Raw genomic sequence first — 16,143 nt, 5'->3', positions numbered from 1 at the left:
AGGTACTCATGTCCGCCGACTACGACCGGCTTTTCAACAACTCGCCGGGCCAGGCCGACAACGAGGAAGCCACGCGCACCGTCGACCATGCGACCCTTGCTGCCGCCGCGCAGATGTCGGCCTCAGCGGCCGCTGCCTCGGCTGCAGGGGCCGAATCGCCGTCCGGTCTGCCCATTGCTGGGCAAGCGCAGCAGCCGCCGGGCATGGTCCCGCCGCCGCGGCCGTCTGAAGTGACGACTCAAATGCCGCCTACGCCACCGCAATTCATGCAGAACGGCCTGATGCGCTCGCCGCAGGGCGCCCCCATGGCCGGCGCGCAGTACGAGCAGCCGCAGCACGCTCCGATGATGATGCCGCCCCCACCGCGGCACATGCAGCCGCCGCCACAGCACTACGCCATGGATCATCCCCAGGCCGACATGCAGTGGACCGAGCAGCACATGCCGGACCAGACGTCGGCCGCCACCATCGGCGACCACCGCGCCATCGACGCGCTGTCCCACGTGGGTGTGCGGGCCGGGGTGAAGATGCCGTCGCAGCGCGGCTGGCGCCACGTGCTCTATCTGCTGACGCGCATCAACCTGGGCCTGTCGCCCGATGAGCTCTACGAGTTGGACCTCTACACCCGGATTCGCCGGAACGCCCGCGACTCGTACCAGATCGGTGTGCTGGGACTGAAGGGCGGCGTCGGCAAGACGGCCGTCACCGTCACCCTGGGCTCTGTCATGGCGAAGGTCCGCGGCGACCGGATCCTGGCTGTCGACGCCGATCCGGACGGCGGCAACCTGGCCGACCGCGCCGGCCGGCAGTCGGCCGCGACCATCTCGGACCTGTTGTCCGACAAGGAACTTGCTCGCTACAACGACATCCGCGCCTACACCAGCATGAACGCCTCAAACCTCGAGGTGCTGTCGTCGGCCGAGTACAGCGTCGCCCGCCGTGACTTCAACGAAGAGGACTGGGCCGCTGCGGTCAAGATCGTCTCGCAGTACTACAACCTGGTGCTCGCCGACTGCGGCGCAGGCTTGTTCCACCAGGCCTCGCGTGCCGTGCTGTCGACCGTATCCGGTCTGGTGATCGTGGCCAGCGCCTCGATCGACGGTGCCCGCCAGGCCGCGGTGACCATGGACTGGTTGCGGCAGAACGGATATCAGGACCTGCTGGGCCGGGCATGTGTGGTCATCAATCACGTGACCCCGGGCAAGACCAACATCGACGTCGACGACCTGGTGCAGCAGTTCGAGCGGCATGTGCCGGCGGGCCGCGTCGTCGTGCTGCCGTGGGACAAGCACATCGCCGCCGGTTCGGACATCCAGTTCGATCTGCTGGGCAAGACGTACCAGCGCCGCATCACCGAGCTCGCCGCGGCGCTGTCGGACGACTTCGACAGGCTCGAGCGTCGGTGACCGCATCGGCCGGCCCCGCAACCGCTGCGCCTACCGCGGCAGCTGACAGTCCGACAAGGCAGTCGACCACCCGGGTCACCATCCTGACCGGTCGACGCATGACCGACCTGGTCCTCCCGGCGTCCACGGCGATCGAGACTTATATCGACGAGACAGTGAACGTCCTTGCCGATCTGCTCGACGACACCCCGGCGGATGTACTGGCCGGATTCGACTTCAAAGCGCAGGGCGTGTGGGCTTTCGCGCGCCCGGGCTCACCGCCGCTGAAGTCCACCGAGTCGCTCGATGACGCCGGCGTGGTCGACGGGGCCTTGCTGACCTTGGTGTCGGTGAGCCGCACCGAGCGGTACCGGCCGCTGGTCGAGGACGTGATCGACGCCATGGCGGTGCTCGAGGAGTCTCCTGAGTTCGACGGTCAAGCGCTGAAAAAGCTGGTCGGACTTGCTATCCCAGTCGCAACGTTCGCGACGACCGGGGCATCGTTGTGGGCGTGGTCGCAGTCCGGCCACGGTTGGTGGTGGCCGGTCGCCCTCGGGCTGCTCGGTGCCTTGGTATTGGCCGGCAGCTTCATCGCCAAGGGGCGGTACGACAACGCCGATCTGTCCGAGAGTCTTCTCGTGGCGTCGTTGCCGCTGTTGGGCGGCGCCGCGGCACTGGCGGTTCCGCTGCCGTACGGGATCAACGACATGGGTGCGCCCCAGCTCGCGGGTGCGGCGGCGGTGATCCTGATCGTCGTACTGGCAACCCGCGGCGGGCCGCGGAAACGCGCCGCGGTGGCGGCTTTCCTGGCGGTCATCGCGGCCGCGGTGACGGGCGCGGCCATCGCGTATGGATACGGCGGAGCGTCGTGGGTTCCGGCGGGCGCCATCGCCGTCGGTCTCATCGTCATCACCAACGCGGCGAAGCTCACGGTCGCGGTGGCGCGGATCGCGCTGCCGCCGATTCCCGCGCCGGGTGAGGTGATCGCGAACGAGGAACTCCTGGATCCTGTTGCTGCGCACAGTGATGTCACCGACGAGGAGTCGGCGACATGGCGCGCGATCATCGACTCGGTGCCTGATTCCGCGGCGCGGCTGACCGAACGCAGCACGCTCGCGCGGCAGCTGCTGATCGGCTTCCTGAGCGCAGGTGTCACGGTGCTGACCTACGGTGCCATCGCGATCGTGGTGCAGGGACACTTCTTCGTGCACTCGCTGATCGTCGCGGGACTGGTGACAGTTGTGTGCGGCTTCCGGTCGCGACTGTATGCCGAGCGGTGGTGCGGCTGGGCACTGCTGGCTGCAACGGTGTCCATCCCGACCGGCGTGATGATCAAGTTGGTCTCTTGGGACGCTGATAGCGCCTGGCTGGCGATCGTGCTGTATGTGGGGCTCGCGGTCGTCGCGCTGATCACGGTCGGCGCGACCGACGGTGTCGGCCGTGTGTCACCGGTGACCAAGCGGATCCTGGAGCTGACCGACGGTGCGGCGATTGCCGCGGTGATTCCGTTGCTGCTGTGGATCGCCGGCGTTTACGACAGCATCCGGAACATCCGGTTCTGACGGGTTCGTGCGGCGCGCAGCGCGTGTGACACCGCTGCGCGATTGCGCTGTCGGCGCCCGTACGGTGTCTTGAGTAGTCAATTTTTAGGGAGACCACGATATGTCCGAAAATCACGAGGCCGGCTCGGTGAGTGAGCAGCCACCGGCGGCTGGTGATCTCGAGGAGAAGACCCAGTTCGTCGACCGGTCGGCGTTGCAGCCGACGGCCGCAGCCGCTCCGGAGGCGGGCGACCAGACGCAGGTCGTTCCGCCGACCGTCGCGACCCCACAGTGGCAGCCGCCGCAGCCTCCCGCCGCGCCGAATCCCTATGGCCAGCAGGTGCCGCCCGCTGCTCCGCAGTGGCAGCCGCCGCAGCCCGGCTATCAGCCGCCGGCTCCGCAGCCGCAGTTCGGTCAGCCCGCAGCGCCGGTGCCACCGCAGCCCGAGCAGTCGTGGAATCCGGCGGGTGCGCCCGTGCCGCCGCCCCCGCCGGGGTTCGGCGCGCCGACCTACGGCGCCCCTGGCTTCGGTGCCCCGGGTTTCGGTGCGTCGGTGCCGCCGCCAGGCTTCGGTCCGGGTGGTGCCCAGCCTGGCTTCGGCTCACCCCAGCCGGGTGGATACCCCGGTCCGGGCGGGCAGCAGTTCGGCGGACCGGCGGGTCCGCAGCAAACGCCCGTCGACATGGCGAAGTCGCTGCTCACGAAGGGTGATTCGTTCATCTTCCGGTTGATGACGCGCGGTGTCCGCGGCGAGCTGATCCAACAGCCGTGGTTCCAGAACATGCGGAACAACCCCCAGGGCTCCAACCAGTTCGTCTACCTCGGCTACGGCGGAGCGGTGCTCATCGGGTTGTTCCTGAGCCTGTTCGGCGGGATCGGTTCGCTCATCGCAAGCGTGATCTGGCTCGGATTGGCCTACTGCTTCCTGGCCTTGGGCACGAAGCTGGCTGCGCAGTTCGTGGCCTACGGGATCTGCGGTGTGGGCGCGGTGGCCAGCCTGCTGGGTCTGTTGTTCGGCATCATCGGCCTGGCGGGTGTCAGCAGCAGCCCCTACGTCAGCGGTAGCCTCACGGCAATGCTGATCCTGGCTGTGGTGATCAACGGTGTCATCGCAGTTGTGCTGGGCTACATCGGAATTCAGGTCCACAAGGGTATTCAGAAGATCGCTACCGGTCAGTTCTGACAGCCCGACCGATGAACGGTGCACCCTGAAATCGGGGTGCGCCGTTCGCTGTTCTGAAGCTGCCGGCAGGCCATAGTCTGAACCGAACGTCAGGGGGCACGATGACAGGCGATTTCGGATTGCGGGTGAGAAGCGGAACGGCGCTGCGACGTTCGGTGGCGCTGTGCGCGGTGGCGATGCTGGCCGGCTGCGCGCCGACCGTCACCGGTACCGCGGTGTCGCCGGTCAACGACCCCTTCCATGTCGCCGACCTCCCGGCCAAGGACGGGCCGAGCGGGTTGCGGGACAACGCACCGGCCGCGGTCGGCAAGGTGCAGAACACCAACAACAGCGACGTCGACCGACTGGCGTTGCAGGCGATCAATGACATCGCCGAGTACTGGCAACACGACTTCAGCGCGTCGGGTTTGAAGGGTTCGTTCAAGCCCATCGAGAAGTTCCTGTCGTACGACGCCCGCGATCGGAACAGTCCGGAAGCGTGTGACGAGGACACCGCCGGTCTGGTGAACGCCTTCTACTGCCCGAGCGAGAAGCTGATGGCCTGGGACCGCGGCATCATGGTCCCGACGGGGCGCAAGTACTTCGGTGACGTCTCCGTCGCGGGGCTGATCGGGCATGAATACGGCCACGCGATCCAGTACATGGCGAAACTGGTGACTCGTAGTACACCTGTCATCGTCCGTGAACAGCAGGCCGACTGCTTCGCCGGCGCGTATCTGCACTACGTCGCGGCGGGTGATTCCAAGCGGTTCATGATGAGCACCGGCGACGGCCTCAACCATGTGCTCGCCGGGCTGATCACCGTCCGAGATCCAACGCTGGGACCGCACGACGACGACATGCTCACCGACGGACACGGCACGGCGCTGGACCGCGTGAGCGCGTTCCAGCAGGGCTTCACGGTCGGACCGCAGGCGTGCGCGGCCATCGATCTGAACGACATCAAGCAGCGCCGCAAGGGCCTGCCGATGGAGCTCGAAGATGAGCCGATGGACGACGAGCACCGGTCGGCCGACCTCCCCGTCGACAAGGACACGATCGGCACCCTGGTTGAGTTGCTCGGGGTGATCTACTCGCCGAAGCAGCCGCCGAAGTTGACGTACGGTGCAGCGAAATGTGATATCTCCCAGGGTGATTCACCTGCTTCGTACTGTCCGTCGACGAACACGATCTCCGTGAATCTGCCGGCACTTGCGCAGATCGGCACGCCGGCGGACATGGCCGAGAAGAGTCTCATTCAGGGTGACAACACGGCGTTCTCGATTGTGGTGTCGCGGTACATGATGGCGCTCGAGAGCCAGCGCGGGGTGAAGCTAGACGACCCGACGGCCGCCTTACGCACGGCCTGCTTGACCGCACAGGCCCAGCGTCAGATGGCCAAGCCGCACGACCTGCCCAGTGGGGCCAGCCTGCAGCTGACCGCCGGCGACTTGGACAAGGCCGTCGCCGGGCTGCTCACCAACGGCTACGTCGCCACGGCCGTCGACGGACAGGGTGTTCCGGCCGCGTTCACCCGGATCGCGGCGTTCCGGGCCGGGCTGTCCACCGACGACGAGGGCTGCTACAAGCGCTACCAGTGAGGAGAGTGCATTCGTGAGCTCCGTCCCGCCGCTCATCGTGACGCTCGGCGGCGCAATGTTCACCTTCCCGCCCGGCAAGGAGGTCACCGTCGGTCGTGGCGAGGCCTCGGACGTCAGGATCCCTGACGCCGGCCCCGGCGCCAAGCACGTGGTGTCCCGGTTGCATCTGATCATCCGGGTGGATCCCGGAGTCGGTCAGTGGGTGGCAATCGACAAGTCCCGCAACGGAATCTTCGCCAACCGGACGCGTGTGCCGTCGGCTGTCATCAGTGACGACCTCGTCCTGGCTGTCGGTGCTCCGGACGGACCGCAGTTGCATTTCCGGACCGCCACACAGGTCATCCCGGTCGCCAAGTACCGGCAGCCGCCGCCACAGACGGCGGCCCCGCGTCCTTCGCAGCCGGCTCCTCCATTGCCGCCACGGCCGGTTCAGCGGCAGTCGCCGCCTCCACCGCCGCGCCAGCCCGCCCCCGCGCCACAACGCTCGTCGGGTCCGCCCCCTGGGGCCGTCACCATCGGGCGACACTCGACTGCGACCATCAAGGTCGAAGATTCGCTGGCCTCCCGAATTCACGCCTACCTGGTGCCCGCCCCGACCGGAACGCAGTTGTACGACAACGGTTCGGGCAATGGCACTTTCGTCAACGGGCACCGGGTCGAGGCCGTCACCCTGCGTCCCGGTGACGTCATCACCGTCGGCAACACGGATCTGGTGTTCACCGGCGGTACCGCGGTCCAGTCGCGGCAGGCAGTCGCGACCGGTGGCATCGAGGTACGCCAGGTCGGACTCGCCATCGACGGCCACCAACTGCTCACCAACGTCTCGTTCGACGCCCGGCCCGGCACCCTCACGGCGGTGATCGGACCGTCGGGCGCGGGCAAGTCGACGTTGATCAGGCTGCTCGGCGGTGTCACCAAACCGACGTCCGGGCAGGTCACCTTCGACGGACACGACGTGCACGCGCACTATGCGTCGCTCCGGTCGCGGATCGGCATGGTGCCGCAGGACGACGTTGTACACCGCCAACTGACGGTCAGCCAGGCGCTGAACTATGCCGCCGAACTTCGGTTGCCGCCGGATACGAGCAAGGACGATCGAAGCGCGGTGGTGGAACGGGTGCTCGCCGAGTTGGAACTCACCCAGCACCGCGACAAGCGCGTGGACAAGCTGTCGGGCGGGCAGCGCAAGCGCGCATCGGTGGCGCTCGAACTACTTACCGGCCCTTCGCTTTTGATCCTCGACGAGCCCACTTCCGGTTTGGACCCGGCGCTGGACCGCCAGGTCATGCAGATGTTGCGGCGGCTGGCCGATGCCGGGCGCACGGTGCTGGTGGTGACGCACTCCCTCACTTACCTGAACATGTGTGACCAGGTGCTGCTCCTGGCGCCCGGCGGCAAGACCGTCTACGCGGGACCGCCGCAAGCGGTCGGATCGGCGATGGGAACGCAGGACTGGGCGGACATCTTCGCCTGGGTATCGGCCAATCCCGATGCGGCGCATGCCGTCTTCCTGCAGAACAACCCCGCTGCCAACCAACCGCCGGCACCGCCGGAACCTGCCGGCCCGCTCGGCGCACCGGCGCGCACCAGCACCGGTCGCCAGATGCTTACCGTCGCGCGCCGGCAGTTGCAGCTGATCTTCGCCGATCGGATCTACACCAGCTTCTTGTTGCTGCTGCCGTTCATCCTGGGGGCGATGTCGCTGATTGTGCCGGGGGACACCGGATTCGGGGTGGCGACTGTGGGCCACTCCCCCAACGAGCCGAACCAGTTGCTCATCGTCGCGAATATCGCGGCAGTGTTCATGGGAACCGCACTGACGATCCGTGATCTGGTTGGCGAGCGCACCATCTTCCGCAGGGAGCAGGCGGTCGGGCTGTCGGCCGCCGCGTACCTTTCCGCCAAAATCGTTGTGTACAGCGCGTTCACCGCGATTCAGACTGCGATCGTCGTGGCGATCGTGGTGATCGGCAAGGGCGCGCCCACGCAAGGCGCATTGTTGCTGGGCAGCGCGACCCTGGACTTCTACGTGAGTCTGACTGTGGCAGCAATTGTTTCGGCGATCCTGGGCCTGCTGCTGTCCTCGCTGGCGCGGTCCAGCGAGCAGATCCTGCCGATGCTCGTCGTCGTCATCATGCTGTCGATCGTGTTCTCCGGCGGCATGATCCCCGTGACGGGACGCGTCGGCCTGGACCAGGCGTCGTGGTTCCTGCCAGGGCGATGGGGATTCGCGGCGTCGGCGAGCGTGGTCGACCTGCTCAAGATTGCTCCGCTGATGTCCGTCGACGACCAGCTGTGGCACCACGAATTGCGCTGGTGGGCGCTGGATATCGGTGTCCTGTTGCTGCTGGGCGCGGTTGCCGGTTTCGTGGTGTACCGACGACTTCGGCTGCCGGGCGGCACGAAAGCGGGTCCCCCGAAAGCTGCGATGATCGCGGTCGCCGTAGTGCTTGCGGCAGGATTTGTGGCCGGCATGACCTACCTGACCCGCGACTCCGGAAACCGGCCGACGCAGCCGACGGCACCCGCGGCACCGCCCAAGGCGGCGGTCCCCACCCACCGCATCGATCTGGCGAACCTGCTCCCTGACGGAAAAGCGGTGAGCGCCGTCATGCAGTCGCCGCCGATGGCGAACGCGACCATCGTCACCGCGGAAACTCCACGGGGTGGTACGGCCACTCCCCCGCCGTGTGCCGGTGTCGCGGACGCGGGCAGCTCCGGGACCTTCGCGCCCGGATTCACGGGAATGTCGGGAATGGAACTGCACAATCCGGCGGATCCGAATGTGTGGATGGTGGCGTACACCGTAGGCTACCCGGCACCTCAAGCGGCAGAGCGGATTCCGGCCGCGGCGACGTGGCCCGGCTGCGCGAACACGGCCGTCACGTTCACGGCCGACGGCCAGCCGCCGCGGCAACTGGCGGTCGGTGCGGTCACGTCCGGCGCGGGCACACTCACTGCGGTGTTCACCGAGCCGGGACGCAGTTGTCAGCACGTGCTGACGACCAAGGTTGATGTGGTGATCGACGTATTGGCGTGCAGTTCGGGTGGCGGCGCTCAGGCCACGGACCTGGCCAAGCAGATCGCTGACAAAGTCAGCTGACGGAAGGACCAGATGAACCCCAGGCGTACTGGAATGCTCATCGGAGCGGTGGTCGTCGTGGCGGCGGGTTGTTCGGTCACCGACCGGAAGGTCTCGGGCACGGCCACGACAGCCACGGCTGTCGCTTCTCCGACGACGTCGACGTCAGCTGTCGCCAAACCTGTTGATGATGCCGGCCTGCCGAAGTTGTTGGGCTCTCCCTCTGAGATCAGCGATCTGGTGGGCGTCGCCATGATGTTGACCGTCTCTCTGGATGGCTATCACGGGGTGGCCATTCGTCATTGATCTTGCCGATGTGATCGGTGGCGTGGCCCGCCGGCTTGATCTTGGTCGTGTGCACCATCAGTGTGATGAGGAACTGATGGGTCGCGCGGCACCCCGCTGAAGTCTTGGCGGGCTCGCAGGGTGCCGCGCTGTAGTGCACGGAGGCACCGATGGTGACGGTAGAGGCTGATCTGGTCTGCGTCGAGTCCCGGTTGGCGGCGGGGCTGATCAGATGCCCGGCGTGCTCACAGGGCGTGCTGGGTGGTTGGGGATTCGCCCGCAGTCGCCGCGTGGTGGGTCTGGCCGGTGCGGTTCGGCCACGGCGGGCGCGATGCCGATCGTGTCTGGTGACGCACGTGTTGTTGCCGGTCACGGTGCTGCTGCGCAGAGCGTATGCAGCCGAACAGATTTGGATGGCATTGGCTGCTCGCGCACAGGGGGTTGGGCATCGCCGGATCGCTGCTCGACTCAACGTGCCGGCGACCACGGTGCGGGGCTGGCTGCGCCGGGCCGGCGGCCGACTGGAGGCGATCCGGGCGTGGTTCATTCAGATGGCGGTGCTCATCGGGATCGACGTGACGATCCCCGAGGGCAAGGCTGCGGCTGGGGTGAGGTGGTGGCCGCGGTCGATGCCGCGGCGGTGGCGATCGGGCAGCGGTTCGGGCCGGCCGGGTTGGTGGGCGCGGTGACGCCGGTACAGGTGATGGTCGCGGTCAGCGGCGGCCAACTGCTAGCACCGGGCTGGCCGACGACGCGGCAGACGCCGTTCGCAACACCAGTTGCCCCTGATGCGCCACGTGGGAATCGGTGATCCTCGCGAAGGCACCTGCCCGACAAATGGTTTCGGGTCGGGCCATCGAATGTGTGAGGAGAAACGGTGTCGTTGGAAGAACACAAGCGTCGCGAGCGGGTCCAGGCGATCGGCTTGTTCCGGTATCAGCTGATCTGCCCCGCCCTGGAGGCCGGGTTGTCGACCAAACAGCGTGGCCGACTGGTCCGCGAGATCGCGCAGCGCACCCATGTCGACCCGTTCGGCACCCGGGTGCAGATCGCACGACCGACCCTGGACCGCTGGATCCGGCGTTACCGGGCCGGCGGGTTCGAAGCCCTGGTGCCCGAGCCGCGCCGGCTGGCCACCCGCACCGACGTCGGGGTGCTGGAGCTGGCCGCCTCGTTGAAGCGGGAGAATCCGTCACGCACCACCGCCCAGGTGGCCCGCATCCTGCGCACCGCCACCGGCTGGGCGCCCTCGGAATCGACCCTGCTGCGCCATTTCCATCGCTGCGAGCTGATGGGCCCGCCGCCGGTGGCGCCAGGGAGGTGTTCGGCCGGTTCGAAGCCGCCGACCCCAACGAACTGTGGGTCGGCGACGCTCTGCACGGTCCGCGGGTCGGTGACCGCAAGACCTACCTGTTCGCCTTCCTCGACGACCATTCTCGGTTGGTGGTCGGTCACCGGTTCGGGTTCGCCGAGGACACCGTGCGTCTGGCGGCCGCGCTCAAACCCGCGCTGGCCGCCCGCGGCGTGCCAGCCTCGATTTATGTCGACAATGGTTCGGCGTTCGTCGATGCCTGGCTGCTGCGGGCGTGCGCGAAACTCGGTATCCGACTGGTACATTCGGCGCCCGGGCGCCCGCAGGGACGGGGCAAGATTGAACGGTTCTTCCGCACCGTGCGTGGGCAGTTCCTCGTTGAGGTCACCGACACCACCACCGAGGACCTCGCCGCCGCCGGGGTCGACCACACCGGTGCGCTGTTGGAGCTCAACCGGCTGTTCATGGCCTGGGTCGAGACCGAATACCACCGCCGCACCCATACCGAGACCGGGCAATCCCCACTGGAGCGCTGGGACACCGGCTGGGACCGCCTTGGTCACACTCCGGAGTTGCCGACGGCGGCGGATCTGACCGAGGCGTTCTTGTGGTCGGAATTTCGGGTGGTGACCAAGACCGCCACCGTCTCCCTGCATTCCAACACCTACCAGGTCGACCCGCCCTGGCCGGGCGCCGCGTGGAGCTGGTGTTCTCCCCGTTCGACCTGCAGACCGTCGAGGTCCGCCACCGCGACCAGAGTTTCGGTGCCGCGACACCGCACACCATCAGCCGCCATGCCCACCCGAAAGCCCGACCCGAGACCGTCGAGACCCCGCCGGCAACGACGGGGATCGATTACCTGGCGTTGACCGCTGCCGCCCATCACGAGCAGCTGCGTGAGGATGAACGTATCGGCTATCACGCCCTCTACGGAACCGACTCCGACGGCGACCAGGTCGCCGCTCAGCTCTCGATCACCGACCTCGCTCCCACCGAGGACGAGTTCGAGGACGGGGTGTCGGCGTGAGTATTCAACGGTTGCAATCACATTGGGGCTTCACACGGATGCCGTTCGGGCGGGATCTGGCGCCGTCGATGCTGCACCGCCACCCCGGCCACAGCGAAGCGATCGCCCGCATCGGCTGGTGTGTGGACCAATGCGCCATCGGCGTCATCACCGGCGAAGTCGGCGCTGGCAAAACCGTCGCGATCCGCGCGGCAGCCACCTCCTTGGATCCGGCGCGGCACGTAATCATCTACCTCGCCAACCCCACCATCGGGGTGCGCGGCATGCTCACCCACATCGTGGCCACCCTCGGGCACACCCCGGCGTTTCACACCGCCCGGCTGGCTCCCCAAGCCGCAGACGCCTTGGCCGCCGAGCACGCTGAACGTGGCCGCAACCCCGTGTTAGTCGTCGATGAAGCCCACCTGCTCGACAACCATCAACTCGAAGCGATCCGGCTGCTGACCAACCACGACATGGACAGTGGTTCACCGTTCGCCGTGGTCCTGGTCGGGCAACCCACCCTGCGGCACCGACTGCGTCTGGGTGTTCTGGCCGCGTTGGATCAGCGCATCGCCGTGCGCTACACCCTGCCCGGCATGACAGCGGCCGACACCGCCGACTACATCGGGCATCACACCAAGATCGCCGGCCGCTCCGATGCGCTGTTCGCCGACGACGCGATGACCCTGATCCACAACGCCTCCCGTGGACATCCGCGTGCGGTCAACAATCTCGCCCTGCACGCGCTCACGGCCGCGTTCGCCGCCGGGCACTCCATCGTCGGGGAGAAAGCCGCCCGCATCGCCATCAGCGAAACAGCAACCGACTGAACCCGATCCGCTTCACCACGGCGACGACCACGTCACCGCGACGAGGATCCCGTCACCGAGATCACAAACGCCCCGCTCGCCACAGTCGAGCGGGGCGTTCTCATCAGTGCATCGTCATCAACACCGATGACGCCGACATCGTCATCTTCAACGACGGCCAACACCATGACGCCGGAGGCGATCTTCAGGAAGCCGGATACCAAGCTGAGGGTGGAACCTATTCGGTGCCTCGAAGCTGTCATGCCGGCTCTCGACACTATTGGGTACTACGGCCGAACAGGTTTCGCGGGGCAGCTGCTCCACGGTGATCAACATGCTCAAGTCGTGCAGGTGGTTGCCGCGTTTCCCACAGATGCGGAGGCGGCGGACTTTCGTGACAGGACCGCCCGACACTGGCGGTCATGCCAGAACCAGCAGGCGACGGTCACGGGCGGTCAGGTGCCCCTCACGTATGCGCTGGAGAAAGTTGAATCGGTCGATTCCGTTGCGAGCGTTCCGGTGTCGGGCATGGCCGGCGATGGCACCCGAGTTCCTTGTCAGCACTCATTGGGTGCACGAAGGAACGTGATCATCGATGTGCGGGTGTGTGCTCCGAACGTCGGGAACAAGGGGCGCGACCTGGTGGCGAAGATTGCGGCAGGCCTGTGACTCAGCGGATGACGCTCATCAGCGGAACAAAGTTGGCGTTGAGATACTCAGTAGCCAGGTAACCACCGGGATCGGCAAGTGCTGCAACACTATTAGGGTCATCCACGATGATCATCGATCCGCGGTAGGCGGCCAATTGGTAAGGAAGCCCTGCTGCCCCACCGTTGCCGGCCGCTTTGTCGGTGCGCACGACGACCAGCACTTCGCTGTGAATCAAGAACAATTTCCCAAGGTCTGGCATCGACCGGGTTGAACTACTGTCGCCTGACTTGCGACGCAATTCGGCGTCGTAGTTCAAACCGAGCGAACTGAGATAGTCCGCCGCGTTGGATGGTGTCAGCGTCTGGCTGACGCCGTCGTCCGACACGTGGATCACCTGGACGCTCTTCCCTGCGGCTCGCGGATTCTGATTCTTCAGGTCGGTCTGCTGGGACGACACCTGATCGATGAGGTTGTCGGCGTCCTTGTCGCGGCCGAGAATCTTGCCAACCCATTTGAGCTGGGTCTGCCAGTTCCATGCCCGGCTGGTGTCTTTCGGCTGAGTCACGGTCGGGGCGATAGCAGCGAGGCGCTGGTAGGTCGCGTCGTCGATCTCGCCGGTCGCGATGATGACGTCGGGTTTGGCGGCCTGGATGGCGCTGGTGTCGATGAAACCGACGGTGTCCTTGACCGACGGGTTCCCGGTGATCTTGGACTGCAACCACGAAGGCAGGGACGTGCCTGCGCCGGCGATGGCCACCGGTTGTAGGCCGAGAGACAGCACTGCATCGGCGTCGCCGGGGCCAAGGGCGGCGACAGCTGTTGGTGCCTTGGTGATTTCGGTGCTGCCGTGGGCGTGGGTGAACGACTGCGCGGTGTAAGCCGGGGCACCGGGCTTGCCGATGAGCAGTATCGAGGCGACGACCACGATGACGGTGACCACGGCAGCTGCCGCGGCGCCGATGACCAGTCGACGTTTGCGCGAACTCTTCTGTTGCGGGGCTGGAGAATGGGGTGCCGCCATCTGGCGAGGCATCGGGCCGCGTGGTGGTCCGGGTGGGTAGGGACCGCTGAACTGCCCGCTCGGATATGTCAGCACGCCGCTGGGCGGCGTCGGCTGATGCGGCGGCCATGATTGCGGTCCCGGAGGTGGCAGTTGGCCGGGTGGCTGTGGCGCGGGCCCGGTGTTCGCAATGGCGGCCGTGGCCGCGGCGGCGAATTCGCGCGCGGTCTGGAATCGAGCGTTGGGATCTTTTGCCATCCCCCGGGCGATCACTTCGTTCAGTGCCCACGGCAGGTGGGGCACGCGGTCAGTGACACGCGGTATCTCTCCTGTCACGTGTGCCGCGGCGATCGCGGCTATGCCGCCGGGCAGACCACCGTACGGCGTCCGGCCGGTGAGCAGCACGAAGAAGCTGCAGGCCAGCGAATAGACATCTGCTCGAGAATCGACGTGCTGCCCGCTCAGTGCTTCGGGCGGGGCGTAGGCGATGGACGCCATGACCGAACCATCGGTGGTCAGGTGCGCGGCATCGTCGAATGCACGAGCAATTCCGAAGTCCGCCAGGAAGACCCGTTCGTCATCGCCGGGATCCTCTGGATTGGCCAGCAGGAAATTGGCGGGCTTGACGTCGCGGTGCATGATGCCGCGGCGGTGTGCGTAGTCGAGAGCCTTGGCAACTTCGGTGATGATGCGGGCCGCCCGCGCGGGTGACATTCGCCCGGACCGGACTTCCTGGTCGGCGTCGGTGCCCGCGACGTATTGCATGGCGATCCACAGCTGGCCCGCCTCGGTTTCGCCGCGCGAGTAGACCGCGACGATGTTGGGGTGGTCGAGGGTGGCGGCGACGTTGGCTTCGCGGAGGAAGCGCTCACGGAACTGGCCGTCCCCTTGAATGGAGGTGGTGAGAACCTTCAGGGCATCGCTGCGAGGCAGCTGGGGGTTCTTGGCCTTATAGACCACACCCATGCCGCCGACACCGAGGACGGATTCGATGGTGTAGCCGGCCACGATGTCGCCGGGATTGAAGGTCGAGGTCATTGTCGTCCGATTATTTCGCAGTCAGCAGCAGATATTGGGAGGCCATCCGCTGGGTGGCGTCGAATGGTTGCAACGATGCTGCGGTATAGACCCACCGGTCCAGTGCTGCAGCGCAGGAGTAGACCCGCGCCTTTATCTCGGCGGCGTCGGTTGCCTGGCACTTCGCGGAGGGGAGACCGGCTACGGCGGGGCCCGGTTCGGTGGGATTCTTAGCGTCGGGCTCGGCGAACTTCTGCGCGAGCTGCGTCGCGGCCGCGGCGTCCTTGGCACGGTAGATGTGGGTGCCGCGTACCGAAACGACGTCTACGCCGGCTGCCGTCAGGTCGGTACCCGTTTGCAGTGGGTCGTCACTGAAATGAAGTATGCCGCGCGGCCCCCATAGGCCCTGATTGCCCGTGTGTTCCTTCGTGGGAACCGTCCGGCTGAGCAGGCCTTCAGGATCGGTCTGCATGGTGGCGAACTGTGCTGGATCGGTTGGCTGGAACTTGTCGATGCGCGAAGTCTGCAGGTCCAACGCCTTGGCAACGAACTGTGTTGCGGTGTCGACGTTTACGTCACTCAACGCGTATTGATAGAGCACGTATGGCCCGTGCGGCGTATACGCACTGACCGTGAAACTACGGTCTGCTGTTGTGGACTCATGAGCGAGCGCTTCCGGGTGTCCGGGAATTGGTATCGGTTGATTGGGTGCGGCCCGATCGATGACCGGCGCCTGCTCTGAGAATTGGCGGGCGGCATCGTTGGCCAAGTCAGCAGTTGGGAAGCGCAGCACCAGAATCACCAATTGGTTGTCGTGATCCGCGCCGCGGTTGGTTCCGCGACCGGAACCGAACCCATTGATCAGTTGATGATCTTTCGCGATCTGCTTCATGGGACCGGGTTCGACGCTGTTCAGACGGTCGGCATCGAGAAACAGGCCCGTCACGTTCACCCCGATGCTGATCAGGGTGGGATCCACTTCCCACGGTCCGACGACGAATTCGCCGAGCCGTTCGGCATCGATGAGGCGTCCAGATTCGGCGCCTGGTTTCATCGCGGGCCCGGGCTTGGGTGCCGTCGGATAGTTTCCGGGATTGAGGAGGCTCACGATGGCGTCGCCTGACTTGAATGACGGGTCTTTGGCCGCGTCACCCGTCGTCACCGTTGTGCAGCCCGCCAGCACTGACACTGCGGCAGTCGCTGCGGTCAACCTGGCGATCTTCATGACGCTCCCCATCGTCTCCCCGGACTGCGCAACGCCGAGGCAGTGCGCAGTTACTCTCCGCGAA

10 protein-coding genes and 2 pseudogenes are annotated in these 16,143 nt (G+C 66.3%); 10 read left to right on the top strand and 2 right to left on the bottom strand.

All coding sequences use genetic code 11. From position 1 onward, the window contains the following. The first annotated feature begins 8 nt into the window (after nt 1-8). The 10 genes and pseudogenes from G6N46_RS17710 (at nt 9) to G6N46_RS17665 (ending at nt 12,855) form a co-directional block, all read left to right on the top strand. Entirely contained in the window at nt 9-1,406 is a 1,398-nt protein-coding gene (locus G6N46_RS17710; RefSeq protein WP_061000004.1) for a MinD/ParA family ATP-binding protein, read from the top strand. After that, the gene (gene eccD, locus G6N46_RS17705) at nt 1,403-2,947 is read left to right on the top strand and encodes a type VII secretion integral membrane protein EccD (protein ID WP_082762262.1); all 1,545 of its coding nucleotides are present in this window, start codon (nt 1,403-1,405) and stop codon (nt 2,945-2,947) included. Before G6N46_RS17710 ends, eccD begins: the two co-directional genes overlap by 4 nt. Nucleotides 2,948-3,047: 100 nt before the next feature. Continuing rightward, on the top strand, nt 3,048-4,109 hold the full coding sequence (locus G6N46_RS17700) for a hypothetical protein (protein WP_064858596.1): 1,062 nt from the start codon (nt 3,048-3,050) through the stop codon (nt 4,107-4,109). Between the two features lie 101 nt (nt 4,110-4,210). Then, nucleotides 4,211-5,689, top strand: coding sequence for a neutral zinc metallopeptidase (locus G6N46_RS17695; protein WP_064858595.1), 1,479 nt, complete (start codon nt 4,211-4,213; stop codon nt 5,687-5,689). A 55-nt stretch (nt 5,690-5,744) separates the two neighbouring features. Continuing rightward, entirely contained in the window at nt 5,745-8,792 is a 3,048-nt protein-coding gene (locus G6N46_RS17690) for an ATP-binding cassette domain-containing protein (RefSeq protein WP_163693174.1), read from the top strand. A gap of 12 nt (nt 8,793-8,804) precedes the next feature. Continuing rightward, nucleotides 8,805-9,077 (top strand): hypothetical protein, encoded by a 273-nt coding sequence (locus tag G6N46_RS17685; protein WP_138247558.1) that lies wholly within the window; start codon nt 8,805-8,807, stop codon nt 9,075-9,077. 149 nt (nt 9,078-9,226) lie between these two features. Continuing rightward, nucleotides 9,227-9,867: pseudogene (locus G6N46_RS17680) on the top strand (helix-turn-helix domain-containing protein). Between the two features lie 66 nt (nt 9,868-9,933). Beyond that, nucleotides 9,934-11,395: pseudogene (locus G6N46_RS17675) on the top strand (DDE-type integrase/transposase/recombinase). A gap of 38 nt (nt 11,396-11,433) precedes the next feature. Then, the gene (locus G6N46_RS17670) at nt 11,434-12,207 is read left to right on the top strand and encodes an ExeA family protein (protein WP_226522213.1); all 774 of its coding nucleotides are present in this window, start codon (nt 11,434-11,436) and stop codon (nt 12,205-12,207) included. A gap of 126 nt (nt 12,208-12,333) precedes the next feature. Beyond that, nucleotides 12,334-12,855 (top strand): sensor domain-containing protein, encoded by a 522-nt coding sequence (locus tag G6N46_RS17665; RefSeq protein ID WP_163692851.1) that lies wholly within the window; start codon nt 12,334-12,336, stop codon nt 12,853-12,855. A gap of 1 nt (nt 12,856) precedes the next feature. On the opposite strand, the gene G6N46_RS17660 is transcribed toward G6N46_RS17665, so the two are convergent. Together G6N46_RS17660 and G6N46_RS17655 are read right to left on the bottom strand one after the other, a co-directional pair. Further along, nucleotides 12,857-14,875, bottom strand: a complete 2,019-nt coding sequence (locus G6N46_RS17660; protein ID WP_061000557.1) for a serine/threonine-protein kinase — start codon at nt 14,873-14,875, stop codon at nt 12,857-12,859. A gap of 10 nt (nt 14,876-14,885) precedes the next feature. Next, entirely contained in the window at nt 14,886-16,079 is a 1,194-nt protein-coding gene (locus tag G6N46_RS17655; RefSeq protein WP_064858592.1) for a DUF7373 family lipoprotein, read from the bottom strand. Nucleotides 16,080-16,143: the final 64 nt, after the last annotated feature.

It is taken from the genome of Mycolicibacterium phocaicum (assembly GCF_010731115.1).
GTDB lineage: Bacteria > Actinomycetota > Actinomycetes > Mycobacteriales > Mycobacteriaceae > Mycobacterium > Mycobacterium phocaicum.
The sequence above is the reverse complement of the archived record's forward strand: the minus strand, read 5'-3'. Positions and strand labels throughout refer to the sequence as shown.